General features: G+C 54.3%; 19 protein-coding genes. 9 read left to right on the top strand and 10 right to left on the bottom strand.

Annotated elements, in window-relative coordinates; translation table 11 throughout:
* The first annotated feature begins 151 nt into the window (after positions 1-151).
* Positions 152-562, top strand: coding sequence for a nucleoside diphosphate kinase regulator (gene rnk / locus AC1MKH_RS06745; RefSeq protein ID WP_276218468.1), 411 nt, complete (start codon positions 152-154; stop codon positions 560-562).
* Positions 563-741: 179 nt separating this feature from the next.
* Positions 742-1170 (top strand): universal stress protein UspG, encoded by a 429-nt coding sequence (gene uspG / locus AC1MKH_RS06740; RefSeq protein ID WP_015965402.1) that lies wholly within the window; start codon positions 742-744, stop codon positions 1168-1170.
* A 59-nt stretch (positions 1171-1229) separates the two neighbouring features.
* Here the strand turns inward: uspG and ahpF are convergent, their stop codons facing one another.
* Entirely contained in the window at positions 1230-2795 is a 1566-nt protein-coding gene (gene ahpF, locus AC1MKH_RS06735; protein WP_108473952.1) for an alkyl hydroperoxide reductase subunit F, read from the bottom strand.
* A 191-nt stretch (positions 2796-2986) separates the two neighbouring features.
* Positions 2987-3550, bottom strand: coding sequence for an alkyl hydroperoxide reductase subunit C (gene ahpC / locus AC1MKH_RS06730; protein ID WP_015965404.1), 564 nt, complete (start codon positions 3548-3550; stop codon positions 2987-2989).
* A 411-nt stretch (positions 3551-3961) separates the two neighbouring features.
* On the opposite strand from ahpC, the gene dsbG reads away from it, so the two are divergent.
* The 4 genes from dsbG to AC1MKH_RS06710 all read left to right on the top strand — a co-directional run bounded on the left by dsbG (position 3962) and on the right by AC1MKH_RS06710 (position 7811).
* Positions 3962-4708 (top strand): thiol:disulfide interchange protein DsbG, encoded by a 747-nt coding sequence (gene dsbG / locus AC1MKH_RS06725; RefSeq protein WP_276218473.1) that lies wholly within the window; start codon positions 3962-3964, stop codon positions 4706-4708.
* 203 nt (positions 4709-4911) lie between these two features.
* Complete coding sequence (citR, locus tag AC1MKH_RS06720) at positions 4912-5826, top strand: DNA-binding transcriptional repressor CitR (RefSeq protein ID WP_276218475.1); 915 nt, start codon at positions 4912-4914, stop codon at positions 5824-5826.
* A 150-nt stretch (positions 5827-5976) separates the two neighbouring features.
* Positions 5977-7200 carry a phosphoadenosine phosphosulfate reductase gene (locus tag AC1MKH_RS06715; protein ID WP_276218477.1) on the top strand — a complete coding sequence of 408 codons (1224 nt, stop codon included), beginning with the start codon at positions 5977-5979 and terminating at the stop codon, positions 7198-7200.
* The gene (locus tag AC1MKH_RS06710; RefSeq protein WP_276218479.1) at positions 7185-7811 is read left to right on the top strand and encodes an IbrB-like domain-containing protein; all 627 of its coding nucleotides are present in this window, start codon (positions 7185-7187) and stop codon (positions 7809-7811) included. Before AC1MKH_RS06715 ends, AC1MKH_RS06710 begins: the two co-directional genes overlap by 16 nt.
* Here the strand turns inward: AC1MKH_RS06710 and AC1MKH_RS06705 are convergent, their stop codons facing one another.
* Positions 7812-8972, bottom strand: a complete 1161-nt coding sequence (locus tag AC1MKH_RS06705) for a pyridoxal phosphate-dependent aminotransferase (RefSeq protein ID WP_276218481.1) — start codon at positions 8970-8972, stop codon at positions 7812-7814.
* Between the two features lie 114 nt (positions 8973-9086).
* Between AC1MKH_RS06705 and AC1MKH_RS06700 the strand changes: the two genes are divergently transcribed.
* The 3 genes from AC1MKH_RS06700 (at position 9087) to AC1MKH_RS06690 (ending at position 11038) form a co-directional block, all read left to right on the top strand.
* Complete coding sequence (locus tag AC1MKH_RS06700) at positions 9087-10175, top strand: oxidoreductase (protein ID WP_276218482.1); 1089 nt, start codon at positions 9087-9089, stop codon at positions 10173-10175.
* A 205-nt stretch (positions 10176-10380) separates the two neighbouring features.
* Positions 10381-10653, top strand: coding sequence for a type II toxin-antitoxin system RelE family toxin (locus tag AC1MKH_RS06695; RefSeq protein WP_276218484.1), 273 nt, complete (start codon positions 10381-10383; stop codon positions 10651-10653).
* Positions 10634-11038, top strand: a complete 405-nt coding sequence (locus tag AC1MKH_RS06690; RefSeq protein ID WP_276218486.1) for a helix-turn-helix domain-containing protein — start codon at positions 10634-10636, stop codon at positions 11036-11038. Before AC1MKH_RS06695 ends, AC1MKH_RS06690 begins: the two co-directional genes overlap by 20 nt.
* Here AC1MKH_RS06690 and AC1MKH_RS06685 read toward each other — a convergent pair.
* The 7 genes from AC1MKH_RS06685 to entC form a co-directional block, all read right to left on the bottom strand.
* Entirely contained in the window at positions 11035-11232 is a 198-nt protein-coding gene (locus AC1MKH_RS06685; RefSeq protein WP_015965413.1) for a YbdD/YjiX family protein, read from the bottom strand. The two genes, AC1MKH_RS06690 and AC1MKH_RS06685, sit on opposite strands and share 4 nt — an antisense overlap.
* A 144-nt stretch (positions 11233-11376) precedes the next feature.
* Positions 11377-13482: a pyruvate/proton symporter CstA gene (gene cstA, locus AC1MKH_RS06680; RefSeq protein ID WP_276218490.1), complete on the bottom strand. Its 2106-nt coding sequence runs from the start codon at positions 13480-13482 to the stop codon at positions 11377-11379.
* Positions 13483-13763: 281 nt separating this feature from the next.
* Positions 13764-14177 (bottom strand): proofreading thioesterase EntH, encoded by a 414-nt coding sequence (entH, locus tag AC1MKH_RS06675; protein WP_276218492.1) that lies wholly within the window; start codon positions 14175-14177, stop codon positions 13764-13766.
* Between the two features lies 1 nt (position 14178).
* Positions 14179-14934: a 2,3-dihydro-2,3-dihydroxybenzoate dehydrogenase EntA gene (entA, locus tag AC1MKH_RS06670; RefSeq protein ID WP_276218494.1), complete on the bottom strand. Its 756-nt coding sequence runs from the start codon at positions 14932-14934 to the stop codon at positions 14179-14181.
* Positions 14934-15788 (bottom strand): isochorismatase, encoded by an 855-nt coding sequence (locus AC1MKH_RS06665; protein WP_276218496.1) that lies wholly within the window; start codon positions 15786-15788, stop codon positions 14934-14936. The genes entA and AC1MKH_RS06665 overlap by 1 nt, the downstream gene beginning before the upstream one ends.
* A gap of 13 nt (positions 15789-15801) precedes the next feature.
* The gene (entE, locus tag AC1MKH_RS06660) at positions 15802-17412 is read right to left on the bottom strand and encodes a (2,3-dihydroxybenzoyl)adenylate synthase EntE (protein WP_276218498.1); all 1611 of its coding nucleotides are present in this window, start codon (positions 17410-17412) and stop codon (positions 15802-15804) included.
* 9 nt (positions 17413-17421) lie between these two features.
* The gene (entC, locus tag AC1MKH_RS06655; RefSeq protein ID WP_276218500.1) at positions 17422-18597 is read right to left on the bottom strand and encodes an isochorismate synthase EntC; all 1176 of its coding nucleotides are present in this window, start codon (positions 18595-18597) and stop codon (positions 17422-17424) included.
* Positions 18598-18639: the final 42 nt, after the last annotated feature.

Genomic DNA, 18639 nt, shown 5'->3' with positions numbered 1-18639 from the left:
GAGATAAATCGATAATTTTCAGTGATTGAATGTGCGTTGTATCACTTCAAACCTGATGATTGAATGCGTATGATGGTGTGAGATGAACCCTTGCCGCTGGCGGTGAGGGTTTTCTTTTGGATAGACGTTTCTGGAACGACATGGAGTAACTATGACCAGACCTGCCATCATCATTAATGAGTTCGATGCGGAGCGTATCGACAGACTGCTGGAACTGCCTGCTTACGCAAACTCTCCGGTGGCTGGCGCGCTGAACGACGAACTGGACCGCGCGCAAATGTGCCCGCCGGAACAGGTTCCGCCTGATGTCGTGAGCATGAACAGCAAGGTGAGATTTCGCGATCTGACCAGCGGCGAAGAGCGCGTGCGAACTCTGGTATTTCCTACGCAAATGACAGACAGCAACACGCAGCTTTCAGTGCTGGCCCCGGTGGGCGCGGCGCTGATTGGGCTGCGCGTTGGTAGCACGATTCACTGGGAACTCCCCGGCGGCACGTCCACGCATCTTGAGGTGCTGGAACTGCTCTACCAGCCGGAAGCAGCCGGTGATTACCAACGCTAATTGCGATGAATTAAGAGGATGCCCCGGCATCCTCTTTCTGTCTCTGGTGGCGGTATCTGGCGAGATTGAAAAAACTTTACACCCTTCCACGCAGCGAACGATAAATTTGAGATATCAATGACAAACTAAAAAGTCATAATATGCTTTGATATCAAATACAGAGACAAGGAGGAATGCATATGTACAAGACAATCATTATGCCCGTTGACGTATTCGAGATGGAATTGAGTGATAAGGCTATCGCTCACGCTGAATTTCTGGCGCAGCAGGATGGGATTATTCATCTGCTCCACGTGCTGCCCGGCTCCGCCAGCTACACCATGAGCCGTTTCGCGGCGGATGTGCGTCGCTTTGAAGAGCACCTTCATCAGGAAGCGATCAACCGTTTAGAAACGATGAAAAGCCACTTCAGTATCGACCCCGAGCGCCTGAAACTGCACGTGCGCATCGGCAGCGTTCGCGACGTGGTGAACGAGCTCGCTGAAGAACTGAAAGCTGACGTGGTGGTTATCGGTTCCCGTAATCCGTCCATCTCCACTCACCTGCTGGGTTCGAATGCCTCCAGCGTTATTCGCCACGCCCATGTGCCGGTGATGGTGGTGAGATAAAAAAAAAGGCTACCTTTCGGTAGCCTTTTACTTTTGCAGGTGTCGTCTTACTTCTTTTTTTATGCCGTTTTCGTACGAATCAGATAATCAAAGGCGCTGAGTGACGCTTTCGCGCCTTCGCCGGCGGCGATGATAATCTGTTTGTACGGAACGGTGGTGCAGTCACCCGCGGCAAAGACGCCTTTAACGCTGGTTTCACATTTCGCATCGATGATAATTTCCCCCATCCGGTTGCGCTCAATCGCGCCTTCCAGCCAGGTGGTGTTCGGCAGCAGGCCAATCTGGACGAAGATCCCCGCCAGTTCAATCTGATGCGTATCACCGCTTACACGGTCACGGTATTCCAGGCCGGTCACTTTGCTGCCGTCGCCTTTTACTTCCGTGGTTTGCGCGTTCAGAATGATATCAACGTTTTTCAGGCTGCGGACTTTATCCTGCAGAACCTGATCCGCTTTCATTTCCGGGGCAAATTCCAGCAGAGTAACGTGTTCAACCACGCCCGCCAGGTCGATTGCCGCTTCCACACCGGAGTTACCGCCACCGATAACCGCTACGCGTTTGCCTTTAAACAGCGGGCCGTCACAGTGCGGACAATAGGTTACGCCCTTGGTGCGATACTGATCTTCGCCCGGCACATTCATGTTGCGCCATTTTGCACCGGTCGCGATGATGATGCTGCGCGCTTTCAGCACAGCGCCAGACGCGGTTTCAATCTGGTGTAAGCCACCTTCCTGTGCCGCCGGAATCAGTTTCGATGCGCTCTGGCTATCAATCACATCAACATCATACTCACTGACGTGGGCTTTCAGTGCGCCAGCCAGTTTCTGACCTTCGGTTTTCGGTACGGAGATATAGTTTTCAATATCAACGGTATCGAGCACTTGGCCGCCGAAACGCTCGCCCATCAGGCCGGTACGGATGCCTTTACGCGCTGAGTAGACAGCGGCAGCGGCACCGGATGGGCCGGAACCCACGATCAGCACTTCATAAGCATCACGGGTGCTCAGCTCTTCCGCTGCGCGTTTTTCCGCGCCAGTATCGATTTTGGCCACGATTTCCGTCAGTGTCATACGGCCCTGACCAAACTCCTGACCATTCACGAACACTGCCGGAACACCCATCACATTACGTTCGGTGATTTCGTTCTGATAGGTGCCGCCATCGATCGCCGTGTGCTTGATGCGCGGGTTCAGCACGCTCATCAGGTTCAGCGCCTGCACCACGTCCGGGCAGTTGTGGCAGGAGAGCGAATAATAAGTTTCGAATTCAAAATCGCCGTCGATATTACGGATCTGCTCCAGCAGAGACTGCGCTTCTTTCGACGGATGACCGCCGGTCCACAGCAGCGCCAGTACCAGCGATGTGAACTCATGCCCCAACGGGGAGCCAGCAAAACGCGGACCCTGGTGGGAACCTGGGTTGGTAATCAGGAACGACGGTTTACGAACGGCCAACGTGTTGTCTTCTTTGAAGGTCACTTTATCTGACAGTTCAGCAATCTCAGCCAGCAGTTCCTTGATTTCTGCCGATTTGGCGCTGTCATCCAGCGTGGCAATCAGCTCAACAGGTTTGGTCAGCTTTTCAAGATAGGCTTTGAGCTGGGTTTTCATGTTGGTGTCGAGCATTGTTAATCTCCTGGGCTAAATACATCATCATGCAAGCTGCCTCATTCGGGCGGCCTGGATGCAACTTGCATCATAGTGCGTGGGGGAAGAAAAACGGGTGCTAAGCACCCGTTGGTTGCCGGGTGGCACTGCGTTTACCCGGCCTACATTTGTAGGCCCGGGCAAGCGTCGCGCCGCCGGGCAATAAAGACTTAGATTTTGCCGACCAGATCTAAGGACGGAGCCAGAGTTGCTTCGCCTTCTTTCCATTTAGCCGGGCAAACTTCGCCTGGGTGAGAAGCCACATACTGTGCTGCTTTGATTTTACGCAGCAGGTCAGATGCGTCACGGCCAATGCCTTCAGCGGTAACTTCGATAGCCTGGATGATACCCTGCGGGTCAACTACGAAGGTCGCACGGTCAGCCAGACCTTCATCTTCGCGCATGTTCTCGAAGTTACGGGTCAGGGCGCCAGTCGGGTCGCCGATCATCGCGTATTTGATTTTCGCGATGGTTTCAGAGCTGCTGTGCCATGCTTTGTGGGTGAAGTGAGTATCGGTAGAAACAGAGTACACATCCACGCCCAGTTTCTGCAGTTCTTCGTAGTGGTCTGCTACGTCGCCCAGTTCAGTCGGGCAAACGAAGGTGAAGTCAGCCGGATAGAAGAAGAATACGCTCCAGCGACCTTCGGTATCTTTCTCGGTTACTTCGATGAATTCGCCGTTTTTGAATGCCTGGTTTTTGAAAGGTTTGATTTTAGTGTTAATTAAGGACATCTATACTTCCTCCGTGTTTTCGTTGAGTTGTAAGTTAACGAAATTTGGTTGATAGGGCCAATGCGTTTCCATTATCAAATCAATAAGCGTTACCTTACAACCGACTCAAGACAACATTGTGAACCTGAAAATGAGTAAGGCACGAAACGCCCCTTACCCGTCTAATCTGCGTAAAGTAAAAAGGCCCCCTCTTCAGGCGGCCCCGTTACCTGAACACCCGTCGGTGGATTCAGCGCCAGCCAGGCTGGCTATATGTTGCGCTCTACATTACCTTAACAAAGGTTGTAACAGCTAAGGGATTACATCACCCTACCCTTCAAAGGGCAATCCACCACCGGTTGGTCTTATCTATGGTTGTGATAGGCTACACCATTCCTTTCATCTTACGGACTGATTTTACAGAGATTTTCTATGCTAAAACGTTCTTTACTCCTCACCCTCCTCCCTCTGTTCGCCCACGCGGAAGAACTCCCTGCGCCGGTAAAAGCCATCGAAAAACAGGGCATTACCATCATCAAGCCGTTTGATGCGCCCGCAGGTATGAAAGGGTATCTCGGCAAATATCAGGATATGGGCGTGGCTATCTACGTGACACCAGACGGCAAACACGCCATTTCCGGCTATATGTATGATGAGAAAGGGCAAAATCTCAGTGAGCAGCTGTTCCAGAAAGAGATTTATACCCCGGCCGGGCAGGAAATGTGGAAGCGCATGGAGAAAAGCCACTGGTTACTGGACGGTAAAAAAGACGCGCCGGTCATCCTGTACGTTTTCGCCGATCCGTTCTGCCCGTATTGCAAGCAGTTCTGGCAGCAGGCGCGTCCGTGGGTAGATGCAGGAAAGGTTCAGCTTCGCACGCTGCTGGTTGGCGTGATCAAACCCGAAAGCCCGGACACCGCCGCCGCAATCCTGGCAACGAAAGATCCTGCCAAAACCTGGCATGACTATGAGCAATCCGGTGGAAAACTGAAGCTCACCCTTCCCGCGACCCCAGCAGCGGATGCGATGCGTACATTAAATGAAAATCAGAAACTGATGGATGACCTGGGCGCAAACGTCACCCCAGCCATTTACTATATGAATAAAGAAGGCCAGTTACAGCAGGTCGTCGGCCTGCCTGATGCCCAAAAACTGAAGGTCATGATGGGCGAAGAGTAATTAACCCAGGGTGATTGTATAAAAATAAAATATCAATCACCTTGTTTTCTATGATCAGTAGTAAAACACTATTTTCTGATATATATTTAGTCAGGATGTAAGGTGCTTTAAGTTTTACGAAAACATGGAATGTTAATAATCTTCGCGGTACAGGAGAGCAACTGCGCCTTCTCTGCTACCTGCACCGAAACAAGGACAACATAATGGCTAACCTCTATGATCTAAAGCGGTTCGATCTTAACTTATTAGTTATTTTTGAATGCATTTATCAACATCTCAGCATCAGTAAAGCCGCGGAGACGCTGTTTATTACCCCGTCCGCCGTCAGCCAGTCATTACAGCGCTTGCGCATTCAGCTCAACGACCCGTTGTTCGTGCGTTCCGGCAAAGGGATCACGCCTACCACGGTCGGCGTTAACCTGCATCATCACCTCGCGGATAACCTGAATCAGCTGGAAAAAACCATCAATATTATGAGCCATTCGGAACTTACGAAGCGCTTTGTGATTTATGGCCCACAGATATTCATTTCCGGCCCATTGATTAATATCGTGACACGTTTACTGGAAGACCCCAGCATCGAAATCGCCCATTACGATTACGTTGCCACTTCAGATAACATCGAAGATTTAATGAGTTACAGGAAAGCCGATCTGGTGTTAAGCACCTCGCCTATCATCAATCGTTCGGTTGCCTGCGAGCCATTTAAAGAGGTTTCAACCGTTCTGGTCTGCCGTGAAGACCACCCAAGACTGGGAGAAAGCGCCACGAAAGAAGAGATTCTTCTGGAACGCTTTGCAACTTACACAACGGATGAACCCGGCATTAAGGGATATCAGACGGAAGTGGATGAACAGTACCTGGGCCGACGCACAGGATTACGCACTAACTCACTTATCGGTATGGTCAACATTATACAAAAAACCGATTTAATCGGGATTATTCCCCGCGAGTTTTTTGATTATTTAGGCAAAAATATGAAGTTACGGGAAGTCATCACCCCGGAACCATTACCCTCCGTAATGATATACATTATCTATAACCGTTCGTCGATGAACACGCCTGCATTTGCGAAAGTTATAGAACGAATCACCCATTACAAAAAATCACCAGAGTGAATTAATTACTCATATATATTCACATGTAAAATGAATGCTCATTAATAAATGTATATTAGGTTAACCATTAATTAAAATATTACATTCGCCGTCCTTGCCGTTATATTATAGCGACTCATCATGCTTAATATATCGCAAGGATTGCCGACGATGTCGTTATTAAAGGTACCTTTACCCTGTACCGTACAGGAAGCCAGCCAGCATCGTGCCTCCTGGGCCTTGCAGAATTTTACTCGCGTTTGTGTCTCCTTTTCCGGGGGCAAAGATTCCACGGTAATGCTACATATTACCGCCCGACTGGCGCGGGAAATGGGCAAAAAAATCAGCGTCCTGTTTATCGACTGGGAGGCGCAGTTTTCCAGCACTATTGCCCATTGCGAACGGATGCGCGATCTCTATCAGGATGTTATCGAGAATTTCTATTGGGTGGCGATTCCCCTCACCACGCAAAACGCCCTTACCCAGTTTGAACCCGAATGGCAATGCTGGGAGCCTGGTGCGCAATGGGTACGGCAGCCGCCAGAAGGCGCGATAACCGACCCGACAATATTCCCGTTTTATCGCCAGGGCTGTACTTTCGAAAGCTTTGTCCAAAGCTTTGCGGAGTGGTTTTCACAACAACGCCCGGCAGCCATGCTGGTCGGGATCCGCGCCGATGAATCCTATAATCGATTCCTGACTATCTCATCGCAGCGCAAGCAGCGTTTCGCCGATGATAAACCCTGGACTACCGCCGCGCCTGGCGGCCATGCCTGGTACGTGTATCCCATTTACGACTGGAAAACGGCAGATATCTGGACATGGTTCGCCCGCACTAAGCACTGCTATAACCCCTTGTACAACCTGATGTACCAGGCTGGCGTACCACCCCGCAACATGCGCATTTGTGAACCCTTCGGGCCGGAACAGCGCCAGGGGCTATGGCTCTATCATGTACTCGAACCTGAGCGTTGGGCCGCGATGTGCCAGCGCGTGAGCGGCGTGCACAGCGGCGGGGTGTATGCCGGGCGCGATAACCAGTTTTATGGTCATCGCAAAATTGAGAAGCCCGCGCATCACAGCTGGCGCAGCTATGCGATGTTTTTATTACAGAGCATGCCGCAAACCACCGCCGAGCATTATCGCAATAAAATCGCGGTCTACCTGCACTGGTATCAAAAACAGGGCATGGAGGATATTCCGGACAGCCAGGAAGGCGACGTCGGCTCAAAAGATATTCCGTCGTGGCGACGTATTTGCAAGGTCATGTTAAACAACGATTACTGGTGCCGGGCGCTCTCTTTCAGCCCAACCAAATCCATCCACTATCAGCGCTATCGCGAACGAATGAACCAAAAACGTCAACAATGGGGGATCCTGTGCAACAACGATTAATTAATGATATGACCACCTGGCTGCAATCACTTGATTTCGAGGCGCGTGTAGAAGCGATCAATCACTTTCGCCAGGCGCTGCATGGTGTCAGCCCGTTTAACGATCAGCCCGTTGATTGCGTAATTTGGGTGAAAGAAGAACAGGTGACGCCAAACGATTACAATCCCAATAACATGGCACCGCCGGAAAAACGGCTATTGCAAAAATCGCTGGAAGTTGATGGCTTCACGCAGCCTCTGGTGGTGATGGGGAAGCATGACAGCCAGTACGAAATTGTCGATGGCTTTCATCGTTATGCGCTGGCGAGCAGTAAACCGGGCCTAAAAAAGCAGTTTAAAGGCTACCTGCCCATCACCAGTATCGACAGTCGCAGCACCACGCTACCTTCACGGATGGCAGCAACCGTGCGCCATAACCGCGCTCGTGGCCGACACCAAATTAATGCCATGTCTGATATCGTGCTGGAACTGGCGCGTCTGGGCTGGAACGATGAGAAAATCAGCAAAGAGCTGGGGATGGACAGCGACGAAGTGCTGCGTCTAAAGCAGATTAACGGCCTGCTCGAAATGTTCGGCGATCGTAATTTTTCACAGGCCTGGACCGTTAAATAATCAGAGCTGGCGCAAGCGCTCTGCCGCCGCCAGCAGAGTCGATTCCTGCTTGGCAAAGCACAGACGAATGAGTTTGTGCGGGAAGGGATCGGCGCAAAAAACCGACAACGGAATTGCGGCGACGCCCACTTCCGTCGTCAGCCACTGGCAGAAACTCACATCGTCCATATCCGAGATAGCGCTGTAATCGGCCAGCAGGAAATAGGTGCCTTCGCACGGCAGAATTTCCAGTCGGCTCTCGCGAAGCGCTTCAATAAATAGATCTCGCCGCTCACGGTAAAACGTGGGCAACTGGCGATAGTGCTCCGGCTGGGCACGCAGCATATCCGCCAATGCCAGCTGCGCCGGGGTATTTACCGCAAAGGTCAAATACTGATGCACTTTGCGCAATTCGGCGCTTATCGCCGCTGGCGCAATGCAGTAGCCAACCTTCCAGCCCGTCATATGATAGGTTTTGCCGAACGAGGAGACCGCGATAGCCCGTTCACGCAGTTGCGGATGCGCCAGCACGCTGGCGTGGCCCTGCGGATCAAAGCAGATATGTTCGTAGACTTCATCGCTCAGCACGTAGATTTCTCGCTCCGCAATCGCCTGCCAGAGTGCGGAAAAGTCAGCCGCATGCCAGACGGTGGCTGAAGGATTGTGCGGTGTATTAAGAATAACCAGACGCGTTTTATCGCTGAGTAATGCGTGAAACGCGGCCCAATCGACACGAAAATGTGGCGGCTGCAACGCAATACGCTTGAGGACGCCACCCGATAGCTCCACCGCTGGCGCATAGCTGTCATAGCTCGGGTCAAAACAGATGACCTCATCGCCAGGGCGCACCAGGGCAGTAATTGCCGCATAAAGTGCTTCTGTCGCGCCCGCCGTCACGGTGATATCGCTATTGGCGTCCGGGGTGTAACCATATAGCGAGCCGGTCTTTTCGGCAATGGCCTCACGCAGCGCCTGTACGCCGGTCATCGGCGCATACTGGTTCGCGCCTGCGGCAACGTGATACGCCAGTCGCTCCTGTAAATAACGCGGACCGTCAAAATCAGGGAAACCCTGCGACAAATTAATCGCCTGATGTTTAAGCGCCAGTGCACTCATTTGCGTGAAAATCGTGGTGCCGAGATTAGGTAATTTACTCTGTGGGATCAGTGGGTTGTGCGTCATTATTGTTGTTCCATCTGTGATGCAGTGTTGAAGCCACTATAACACGATGCTAGTATTTGGCAATCAAGACGTTTAGACGTCTATAAAACAATAATATCCTGAGGCACAACATCTATGAATCAAACTGATATTCGCGTGGTCCCCGGCCCCGCCAACTACTTCTCGCACCCCGACAGCCTGCAACGTCTCAACGATTTTTTCAGCCCGGAGCAACTCTCCCGCGCGGTGTGGATTTACGGCGAAAAAGCAATTGCAGGTGCACGCCCTTATCTGCCGGAATGCGCCACCGCGCCGGGATCAACGCAGATTTTGTTCACCGGCCACTGTAGCGAACGGGATGTGAACGCACTGGTCGCGCAGGCTGGCGATAACCGTAGCGTTGTCATTGGCGTAGGCGGCGGCGCGTTGCTTGATACGGTGAAAGCCGTTGCACGCCGACTGAATTTACCGTTTGTCGCTATCCCAACTATCGCCGCGACTTGCGCCGCGTGGACGCCGCTTTCCGTGTGGTATAACGATGCAGGTCAGGCGCTGCATTTTGAGATTTTCGACGATGCCAACTTCCTGGTACTGGTCGATCCACGCATTATCCTCAATGCGCCGGCGGAATATCTGCTGGCGGGCATTGGTGATACCTTAGCGAAATGGTATGAAGCCGTGGTTCTCGCCCCGCAACCGGAAACGCTGCCGCTGACGGTTCGCCTGGGCATTAATGGCGCGTTGGCGATTCGGGATGTGCTGCTGGAAAGCAGCGAGCAGGCGCTAATTGATCAGCAGCAAGGGAAATTAACCCAGGCATTTCGCGACGTTGTGGATGCCATTATCGCGGGCGGCGGTATGGTTGGCGGCCTGGGCGAGCGCTTCACTCGCGTTGCCGCCGCACATGCGGTGCATAACGGCCTCACCGTACTGCCGCAGACGGAGAAATTCCTCCATGGCACCAAGGTCGCCTACGGCATTCTGGTACAAAGCGCCCTGCTCGGTCAGGATGATGTGCTGGCGCAACTGGTTCACGCCTACAAGCGCTTCCATTTACCCACTACGCTTGCGCAGCTGGACGTCGATATTCACAACCGCGCGGAGCTCGATAAAGTCATCGCCCACACGCTGCGCCCGGTGGAATCCATTCATTTCCTGCCCGTCGAACTGACGCCGGACACGCTATTTGCAGCCTTTGAAAAAGTGGAAAACTTCGCGGATTAATCCGCTGTTTATGCAAGCCTCTGTCAGTTGACAGAGGTTTTTGCGAGCCTTCACGAAGCCTTGCCTTTTACCTCTTTCCCCTCTCACTAATCTTGCTTATCGTGACACTTATTAGAAAAATTTAATTTTCTAATAAACTTATATTTTACTTATGTAAACCGTAAGCGTACAGTGGAGGTACAGGATGGTTATTACCTGGTAAAGAGTGGCAAGGCGGCAGTTAGAAAGCATTGATGTGAGATATCGGCAAAAGGTCACTGAGAAGATAATGGCGTTAAATGACAGAAACGCGCCGATGCCCGATCTCGTTAAGCTCTCCACGCCAAAGGACCACTATCGCCTGCGCGTGGGTGACTATCGCATTATTTTTACGGTGATAGACGACGAAAACACCTGCCACATTGTGGCCGTGAAGCGCAGAACTACGACGACATATCTGCACGAGGAGAAAGCACCCTATGGCTATTCAGCTAATTAAGGATGAAAACGGGAAACCGCAGTACGTTGTGATCCCTTACGACGAATATTACCGCCTGCGTTTGCAACTGGCTGAGTCCGCGAGCGACGATGACGATGAATGGGAAGATATTCCCTGCGAACATGATGACGATGACAACACCAGCCTGCCCGGCATCGTGTGCGACATCATGGATAAAGAAGGCGTGAGCTTACAGGCGGCCTGGCGCATTCATTGCGGCTTATCACAAAAGGACGTGGCGGAGAAACTGGGTATTAGCCAGTCTGCCATTTCACAACTCGAATCTGCCGAATCTCGCCCGCAAAAACGCACGCGTGAGAAACTGGCGGCAATATACGGCTGTAAACAGGAACAAATCAGCCTGTATCTGCCAAAAGAGGGCTAACAGCAGCGCGCGCCGCCTTTTCCGCCATAGCGAGCATCCTGACGATCGCGGAAGAACTCTTCGTACGTCATTGGCGTCTGGTCGGGGTGGGTTACGCGCATATGCTCGACATAGTTGTCATAATCCGGCACGCCAATCATCATTTTCGCGGCCTGGCCTAAGTATTTTCCTGCTTTTGATAATGTGTCGAACATGGTGATTTCTCATTAATTGTGGTGCGTTTTGTTCCCCTCACCCCGCCCTCTCCCACAGGGAGAGGGCGAAAACCGACGCAAATGTCACAACGAGCTCGGTCGGTCCCCTCTCCCTGAGGGAGAGGGTTAGGGTGAGGGCATCTATCAATGCGCCCCTTTCGCCTGGGTCACAATCTCTTCCAGGTTTTCCGGCATCGGCTCATAAGGCGTTTCTTTCGCCGTCGGTTTGTCCTCTTTCAGTGCCGCCAGTGCGGTCTTAATTGAGAACAGCGCCAGCACCACAACCACCACCATAAAGAAGATGGTCAGGCCAGCATCCAGACGGTTGTTAAACACCAACTGCGCCAACTGGGATTCCGTGTACTGCGGCGGAATCGCCCCGCTGTCGATCATCGCCTGGAATTTATTGGCGATAGCCAGGAAGCCCACACGAACATCCGGGCTGAACGCTTTCTGCCAGCCAGCCGTCAGCGTACAAACCAGCAGCCAGGCCGTTGGCACCAGCGCTACCCACGCATAGCGTTGACGTTTCATCTTAAACAGTACCACCGCGCACAGCATTAACGCCATACCTGCGAGCATCTGGTTAGCGATACCAAACAGTGGCCACAGGGTATTGATACCGCCTAACGGGTCAACCACGCCCTGGTGCAGGAAGTAGCCCCACGCCAGTACGCACAGCGCCGTCGCCAGCAGGTTCGCGGGCAGCGAGTCAGTTCTCTTCAGATTTGGGTTAATGACGCCCAGCAGGTCCTGCAACATAAAGCGCGCCGCTCGTGTACCGGCATCCACCGCCGTCAGGATAAACAGCGCTTCAAACAGAATGGCGAAGTGATACCAGAACGACACATCCATCAGGCCGCCCAGCGCGCCGTGCAGAATGTACGCCATGCCGACCGCCAGCGTCGGCGCACCGCCCGCACGCGAGATAATCGACTGCTCACCCACTTCATTGGCAATATGGTTCAGTGTTTCCGGCGTTACCGCAAAGCCCCAGCTGCTCACCACCTGCGCGGCAGAAGCCACCACATCAACGGTACCCGCTGGTGCCAGCATCGCCATCGGGCTGTTCATCGCAAAGTAGACGCCCGGATCGATGATACAGGCGGAAACCAGCGCCATAATAGCGACGAAGGATTCCATCAGCATCCCGCCATAGCCAATCAGGCACGCCTGACCTTCATTCGCCAGCATCTTCGGCGTAGTACCTGAAGCAATCAGCGCATGGAAGCCCGAAACCGCGCCACAGGCGATGGTGATAAACAGGAACGGGAACAGGTTACCGGTCCACACCGGGCCGGTGCCATCGACGAATTTGGTCAGTGCAGGCATGGTCAGCGTCGGGCGCATAATCAAAATACCAATCGCCAGCCCAACGATCGTACCAATTTTCAGGAAGGTAGAAAGATAATCGCGCGGCGCCAGCAGCAGCCAGACCGGCAATACCGCCGCCACGAAACCATAGCCCACCAGCATCCAGGTCAACTGGACGCCCGTGAAATCAAACCACGGCGCCCAGGTTTCACTTTCCGCCACCCAACCGCCAGAAATAATGGCAAAAATCAGGAAGAACAAACCGATGACGGAGACTTCGCCAATGCGCCCCGGGCGCAGATAGCGAATGTAGATCCCCATAAACAGCGCCAGTGGAATGGTAAACGCCACGGTGTAGGTTCCCCACGGGCTGTGCGTCAGGGCTTTCACCACGATCATCGCCAGCACCGCCAGAATGATCACCATGATCATAAAGGTGGCAATCAGCGCGATAACCCCGGCGGTTGGCCCCATCTCCTCTTTCACCAGTTCACCCAGCGAACGACCGTCGCGGCGCGTGGAGACAAAGAGCACCATAAAGTCCTGCACCGCACCGGCAAGCACCACGCCCGCGAGGATCCAAATCATCCCAGGCAGATACCCCATCTGCGCCGCCAGCACCGGGCCAACCAGCGGCCCCGCCCCGGCAATCGCCGCAAAATGGTGACCGAACAGCACTTTCTTGTCGGTCGGTACATAATCCAGTCCATCGTTATGACGCACGGCAGGCGTCATACGCGAAGGGTCAACCGCCAGCACATTTTTGGCGATATAGCGTCCATAAAAACGATAAGCAATCAGATAGATACAAACTGACGCCACCACTATCCAAAGGGCGTTAATCTGTTCACCACGATTGAGGGCTATATAGCCCAGGGCAAACGCTCCGACAATGGAGAGCAATGCCCATGTGAGGTATTTCCCTGAATTGTTCATAGATGTTGTCCGTGTGAGTCGCTGAGAGTGTTACATTTTATTTCTGTATCAACAGGTTTGATTTAACAACTCAGAAACCAATAAGTACAACAAGAACACTACGTATTTACATCACATTGTTAACGGGATCACTTAAGTGGCGAAAAGAAGTGTAAAAACAGGCAGGATGAGTGAAGTGTGTCGCTGCTTTTGCCGGGTGGCGCTTTCGCTTACCCGGCCTACGAATGTCCACGAACCGTAGGCCCGATAAGCGCAGCGCCATCGGGCAATTCAGCGCTAATCTAGCCGATCACCGCCGTCCCCAGACGGCAGGTGCAGCAGCGTCGCCCTTGTTCATCGAACACGACGATTTCCCAGCTTTGGCTCTGGCGACCTGAATGCAGCGGGCGGCAGACGCCGCGCACTTTGCCCTGTGAGACAGGGCGGTGATGCGAGGCGTTAAGTTCCGTTCCCACCACACATTGCCCGTCGCGAGTCATCATAAAACCCGCCATCGACCCCAGCGTTTCAGCCAGCGCCGCCGAGGCGCCACCGTGCAGCAGGCCAAACGGCTGATGGGTGCGCGCATCCACCGGCATTTCCGCTTCGAGAATGTCATCCCCAAGATGGGTGTAAACAATCCCCAGGTGCGCCACCATCGTATTCAGGCTGGTGGCGTTGAGTTCTTCAAGTGATAAGTGACGTTTCCAGATCATCTTACGCTCCCAGCGTCGAGCCGCCGTCAACCACGATGTCCTGCAACGTGATATGGCTGGCACAATCTGAGGCGAGGAACAGCACCGTGTTAGCAATTTCCTGCGGTTTTGCGATTTTCCCCAGCGGAATGCCGAGCTTAAACTGCTCGCCAAAACCGCGAATACGCTGCTGCTCCGCATCGTCGCTTTGCCACATTCCGCGCTGCATGTCAGTATCCGTCGATCCCGGCGAGACCAGATTACAACGCACGCCGGAACCCGCCAGTTCCAGGCCCACCGTGAGCGCCAGGCTTTTCAGCGCCGCTTTCGATGCGCCATAGGCGCTCATACCGATACGCGGCGTATGCGCGGCGTCGGACGCCACGGTAACAATCGCTCCGCCCTGCTGTTTGCGGAAGGTCGCCATGGTCTGCTGGAAAAAGTTGAATGCCCCACCGACGTTGACCGCAAAGGTCTGCTGCCAGTCGTCGATGCTCAGTGCATCCGTCGCACCCATGCGCAGAATACCGGCAGCGTTCACCAGCACATCGAGACGCGGCGTGGTGGCGAGCAGGCGCTCACACACCTGCGCCACCTGACGCGCGTCGGAGACATCCAGCACCTGCGTGGTAAAAGGATACGCCTCGTCTGAGAAGGCGAGATCAAACCCCACTACCGCTGCGCCTGCATCGACAAACGCCTGCGCGGTGGTAAAACCAATGCCTCTGCCCGCGCCGGTGACCCACACCGTTTTGCCGCTGAAATCGAAGCCGCTCATCACTTCACCTCGCGGGAAAGCAGCGCCCACCAGGCGTCGATCGTTGGGTTTTTCGCCAGCATCACAAAATCGATATCGCCGTACACTTTACGCCAGCGCGCGGCCAGCGCCATCATGCGCACGGAATCAAGGCCGTAGTCGATCAGGTTCTCATCATCCATCGGCTCGTCGGATTCATCCAGCAGCGGCAGCACCAGCGCACGCAGTGCGGCTTTGCTGGCCGGAACGGACGGCAGCAGTTCATCCGTCATCACCACGCGGCCACTGCGCCCGGCGACATAGTTCAGCGACATTAAATGCTCGTCGCGGCTGAAGTCCGCCAGCGCGTCGGCGACAAAGAACGGCTTGATATCACGCATGAACGCGTCGGTCGCGGTGGTCATGCAGCCAATATGCGCATACACGCCGGTAATGATCAGTTGATTGCGGCCCGTCTCTTTTAGCATCAGCTCCAGCGGTGAGCGGTGGAACGCGCTGTAGCGCCACTTCACCAGCACCGTATCCGCTTCGTCTGGCGTCAGCGCGGCGACAATTTTTTGCTGCTCTGGCGAACGGGTCAGGCCCGGCCCCCACATATCATTCAGCAGGGCGCGATCTTCATCGCTCTGCTCTTTCGGCTGGGCGGTGTAGTAGACCGGAATATTATTCTTTTTACAGAAATCACGCAGCGCAGCGATATTCGCTACCACGGTTTCCATCATTTCGCTGTTATCGCCCCAGAAGTTGAGGAAATATTCCTGCATATCATGGATAAGCAGCGCTGCGCGCTCAGGCTCAAACGCCCAGCTCACTTTGTTATCCGGAAGCTCCATTGCCGTCGGCAGTACGTAACCCTTTAATTTTGGAATAGCCATTCTGTTCTCTCCTTCAGCCCAGCGCGCGGGAAGCCAGCCACTGACGCAGTTGTTTTTTATCGACTTTACCGACGTGGGTCAGCGGCAGTTCATCCACACACTCGACGCGATCCGGCAGTTTAAAATCAGCAACACCCTGCTCACGCAGGAAACGACGAACCTGAACGGCGCGCAGGGGGTCTTTCACCACCAGATACGCGCAGCTTTTTTCACCCATCAGATCGTCTTCCATGCTCACCAGCGCGGCGTGGACAACCGACTCATGCTTGAGCAGCAGGTTTTCTATCTCTTCGGCGGCGATCTTCTCGCCGCCACGGTTGATCTGATCTTTCTCACGCCCCTGGACGGTGATATAGCCCTCTTCATCAATAGAGATGAGATCGCCGGAACCATAGAAACCGTTAGCATCAAAGGCGCTGGCGTTATGCTGGGGGCTTTTGTAGTAACCGCGGAACGTGTACGGCCCGCGCGTCATCAGTCGCCCCACTTCACCACGCGGCAGCGGTTCGCCGTTTTCATCGGCTACCCATACTTCATCGTCAGGACACATCGGGCGGCCCTGGGTATTGATGATGCGCTCCAGAGAATCATCCAGACGGGTGTAGTTCACCAGCCCTTCCGCCATGCCGAAGACCTGCTGTAGCTGGCAACCAATTTCTGCCGGGATACGCGCGGCCAGCGTAGCGGAAAGCCGCGCCCCGCCCACCTGAAGTAATTTCAGCGAACGCAGCGACGCATTGCCGCCCCATTCAGTGATCGCCTGTAACCACAGGCTGACAGCCGGCGGTACCAGTGCCGCCACATTCACCTGATGCTTTTCAATCAGCGGGAAACAGAGTGTGGCGCTCGGATCGGCGGCCAGCACGACGGTACCTTCAGCCAGGAACACGCCCAGCGCGCCCGGCGAGCTCATCACATAGTTGTGCGCCGACGGAATCGCGCATAAGAAGCGAGTTTCCGGGGTGAAATGACAGATTTCATTACTGCGGCGAATACTGTAGTAGTAATCGTTGTGCGTACGCGGAATCAGCTTCGGCGTACCGGTGCTGCCCCCGGAAAGCTGGAAAAACGCCACTTCGTCGGCGGCCGTTGGCGTGGCGGTAAAGTTATCCGCCGCCTGCGTCAGCGCGGTATCGAGTGAGTGCTCACCTTCGCCACCGCGCAGAAGCACCACGCGTACCGACGGATGGTTTTCGATAAAGGTATTCAGGAAGCTGTCATCGGTGAACAGGGCATGCGCGCGGTCGGCAATCAGCAGCGACGGTTCGATTTGATCGGCATAGGCGTTAAGTTCGGTGCGCTGATGACTGAACAGCGCGTTCACCGGCGCGACGCCAATCCGAAGTAGCGCAAACAGCGTCATATAGAACTCGACAATATTGCCAAGCTGCACCAGCGCCGTTTCGCCCTGTTTCAGCCCCTGGCGCTGAAGCGCCGACGCCAGGTTATCGACCGCCTGGTTAAGCTGGCGATAGCTGATTTCACGTTCGCCATCAATGACCGCAACGGCATCGCTATTCGCGTGGCGGGTCAAAATATCGGTCAGCGGCAGATCCTGCCAGTAGCCTTTTTCACGGTAGCGTGCCGCCAGGTCCGCTGGCCAGCGGGTAAATTCCACAGACATCGTTGCTCCTTACTGCAAACCAAAAACGTTCAACATGGTGGAAAGTTTCACGCCCGTTTCACGCCACTCCGCTTCGGGAGAAGAAGCAGGCACGATGCCGGCTCCGGCAAACAGACGCACTTTGTTCGCATTCACTTCGGCGCAGCGGATAGTGACCACCCACTCGCCGTTTCCTTCGGCATCGCACCAGCCCACAATGCCGCCGAACAGGTCGCGTTCGAAAGGTTCCAGCTCGGCGATGATTTGCTTCGCCGCCAGATGCGGGAAACCGCTCAGGGCAGGCGTCGGGTGCAGCAGGCACGCCAGAGACAGCGCGTTTTCCGCCGGATTCGCCTCGCCTTCAATCGGCGTCGCCAGATGCCAGAGTGTTGGTGTGGTAATCAACTGCGGGGTTTCCGGCAGCGACAGCGAGCGGCTGCGTGGGGCCAGCGTGGCTTTCATCGCCTGGGTCACCAGTTCGTGTTCGTGGCGATCTTTTTCCGATGCCAGCAGCTTGTTACCCGCTTCCCTGTCCAGCACATCATCCGGTTGACGACGCGCGGAACCGGCCAGCGGCAGAGAGCTGAAATGGCTCCCCTCTATACGCAGCAGCAGTTCAGGGCTCGCGCCCAGCAGCACGCCGCCGTTCTCCAGCGGTACATGGAAGTTAAAGCTCGCCGGGTTTTGCGCGACCAGGCGCTCAAGCAATACACCGCTGTCCAGCGGGCGATCGGTGGCGATTTCAATCAGACGCGAGAGCACGACCTTATCGACCTGCGGCGTGGCGGTCAGCGCCGCGGCGCGAGCGACCATCTCCATAAACACCGGCTGCTGCGGAATTTCGCGGCGTTCGGTCACGCCAACCGGCGAGGTCGATGCGATGTAGCGTGCAGAGTGCTGCTTCCCGGTACGCGAGAAGGATTGCCACTGTTTCGGGATAAAGAGTGAAGAGGGTTGGTTGGTATCAAAGGGGATCGCGCCAACCATCACCGGTTTTTCGATCCCCGCCGCTTTCGCCTCGGCAAATGCGGCAGCAAGTTGTTGCTGGAAAGAACTGTTCAGGGCATCGCCGCCTGCCGCAGGGCAGGAAAAACGACGAAAACAACCGGAGGCTGTGAAGCTCCGGTAAGGCGACATAAAGAAGAAGTTATCCGCGCAGAGTGTTTCTTGCTGCTCGCTCGTATCCACAGCCAGTGACGTTTCCATATCATCCTCCAAAACGATAAAGATATTACGAATAATTATCAT

This window comes from Pseudocitrobacter sp. CD920760, from assembly GCF_057782505.1.
The sequence above is the reverse complement of the archived record's forward strand: the minus strand, read 5'-3'. Positions and strand labels throughout refer to the sequence as shown.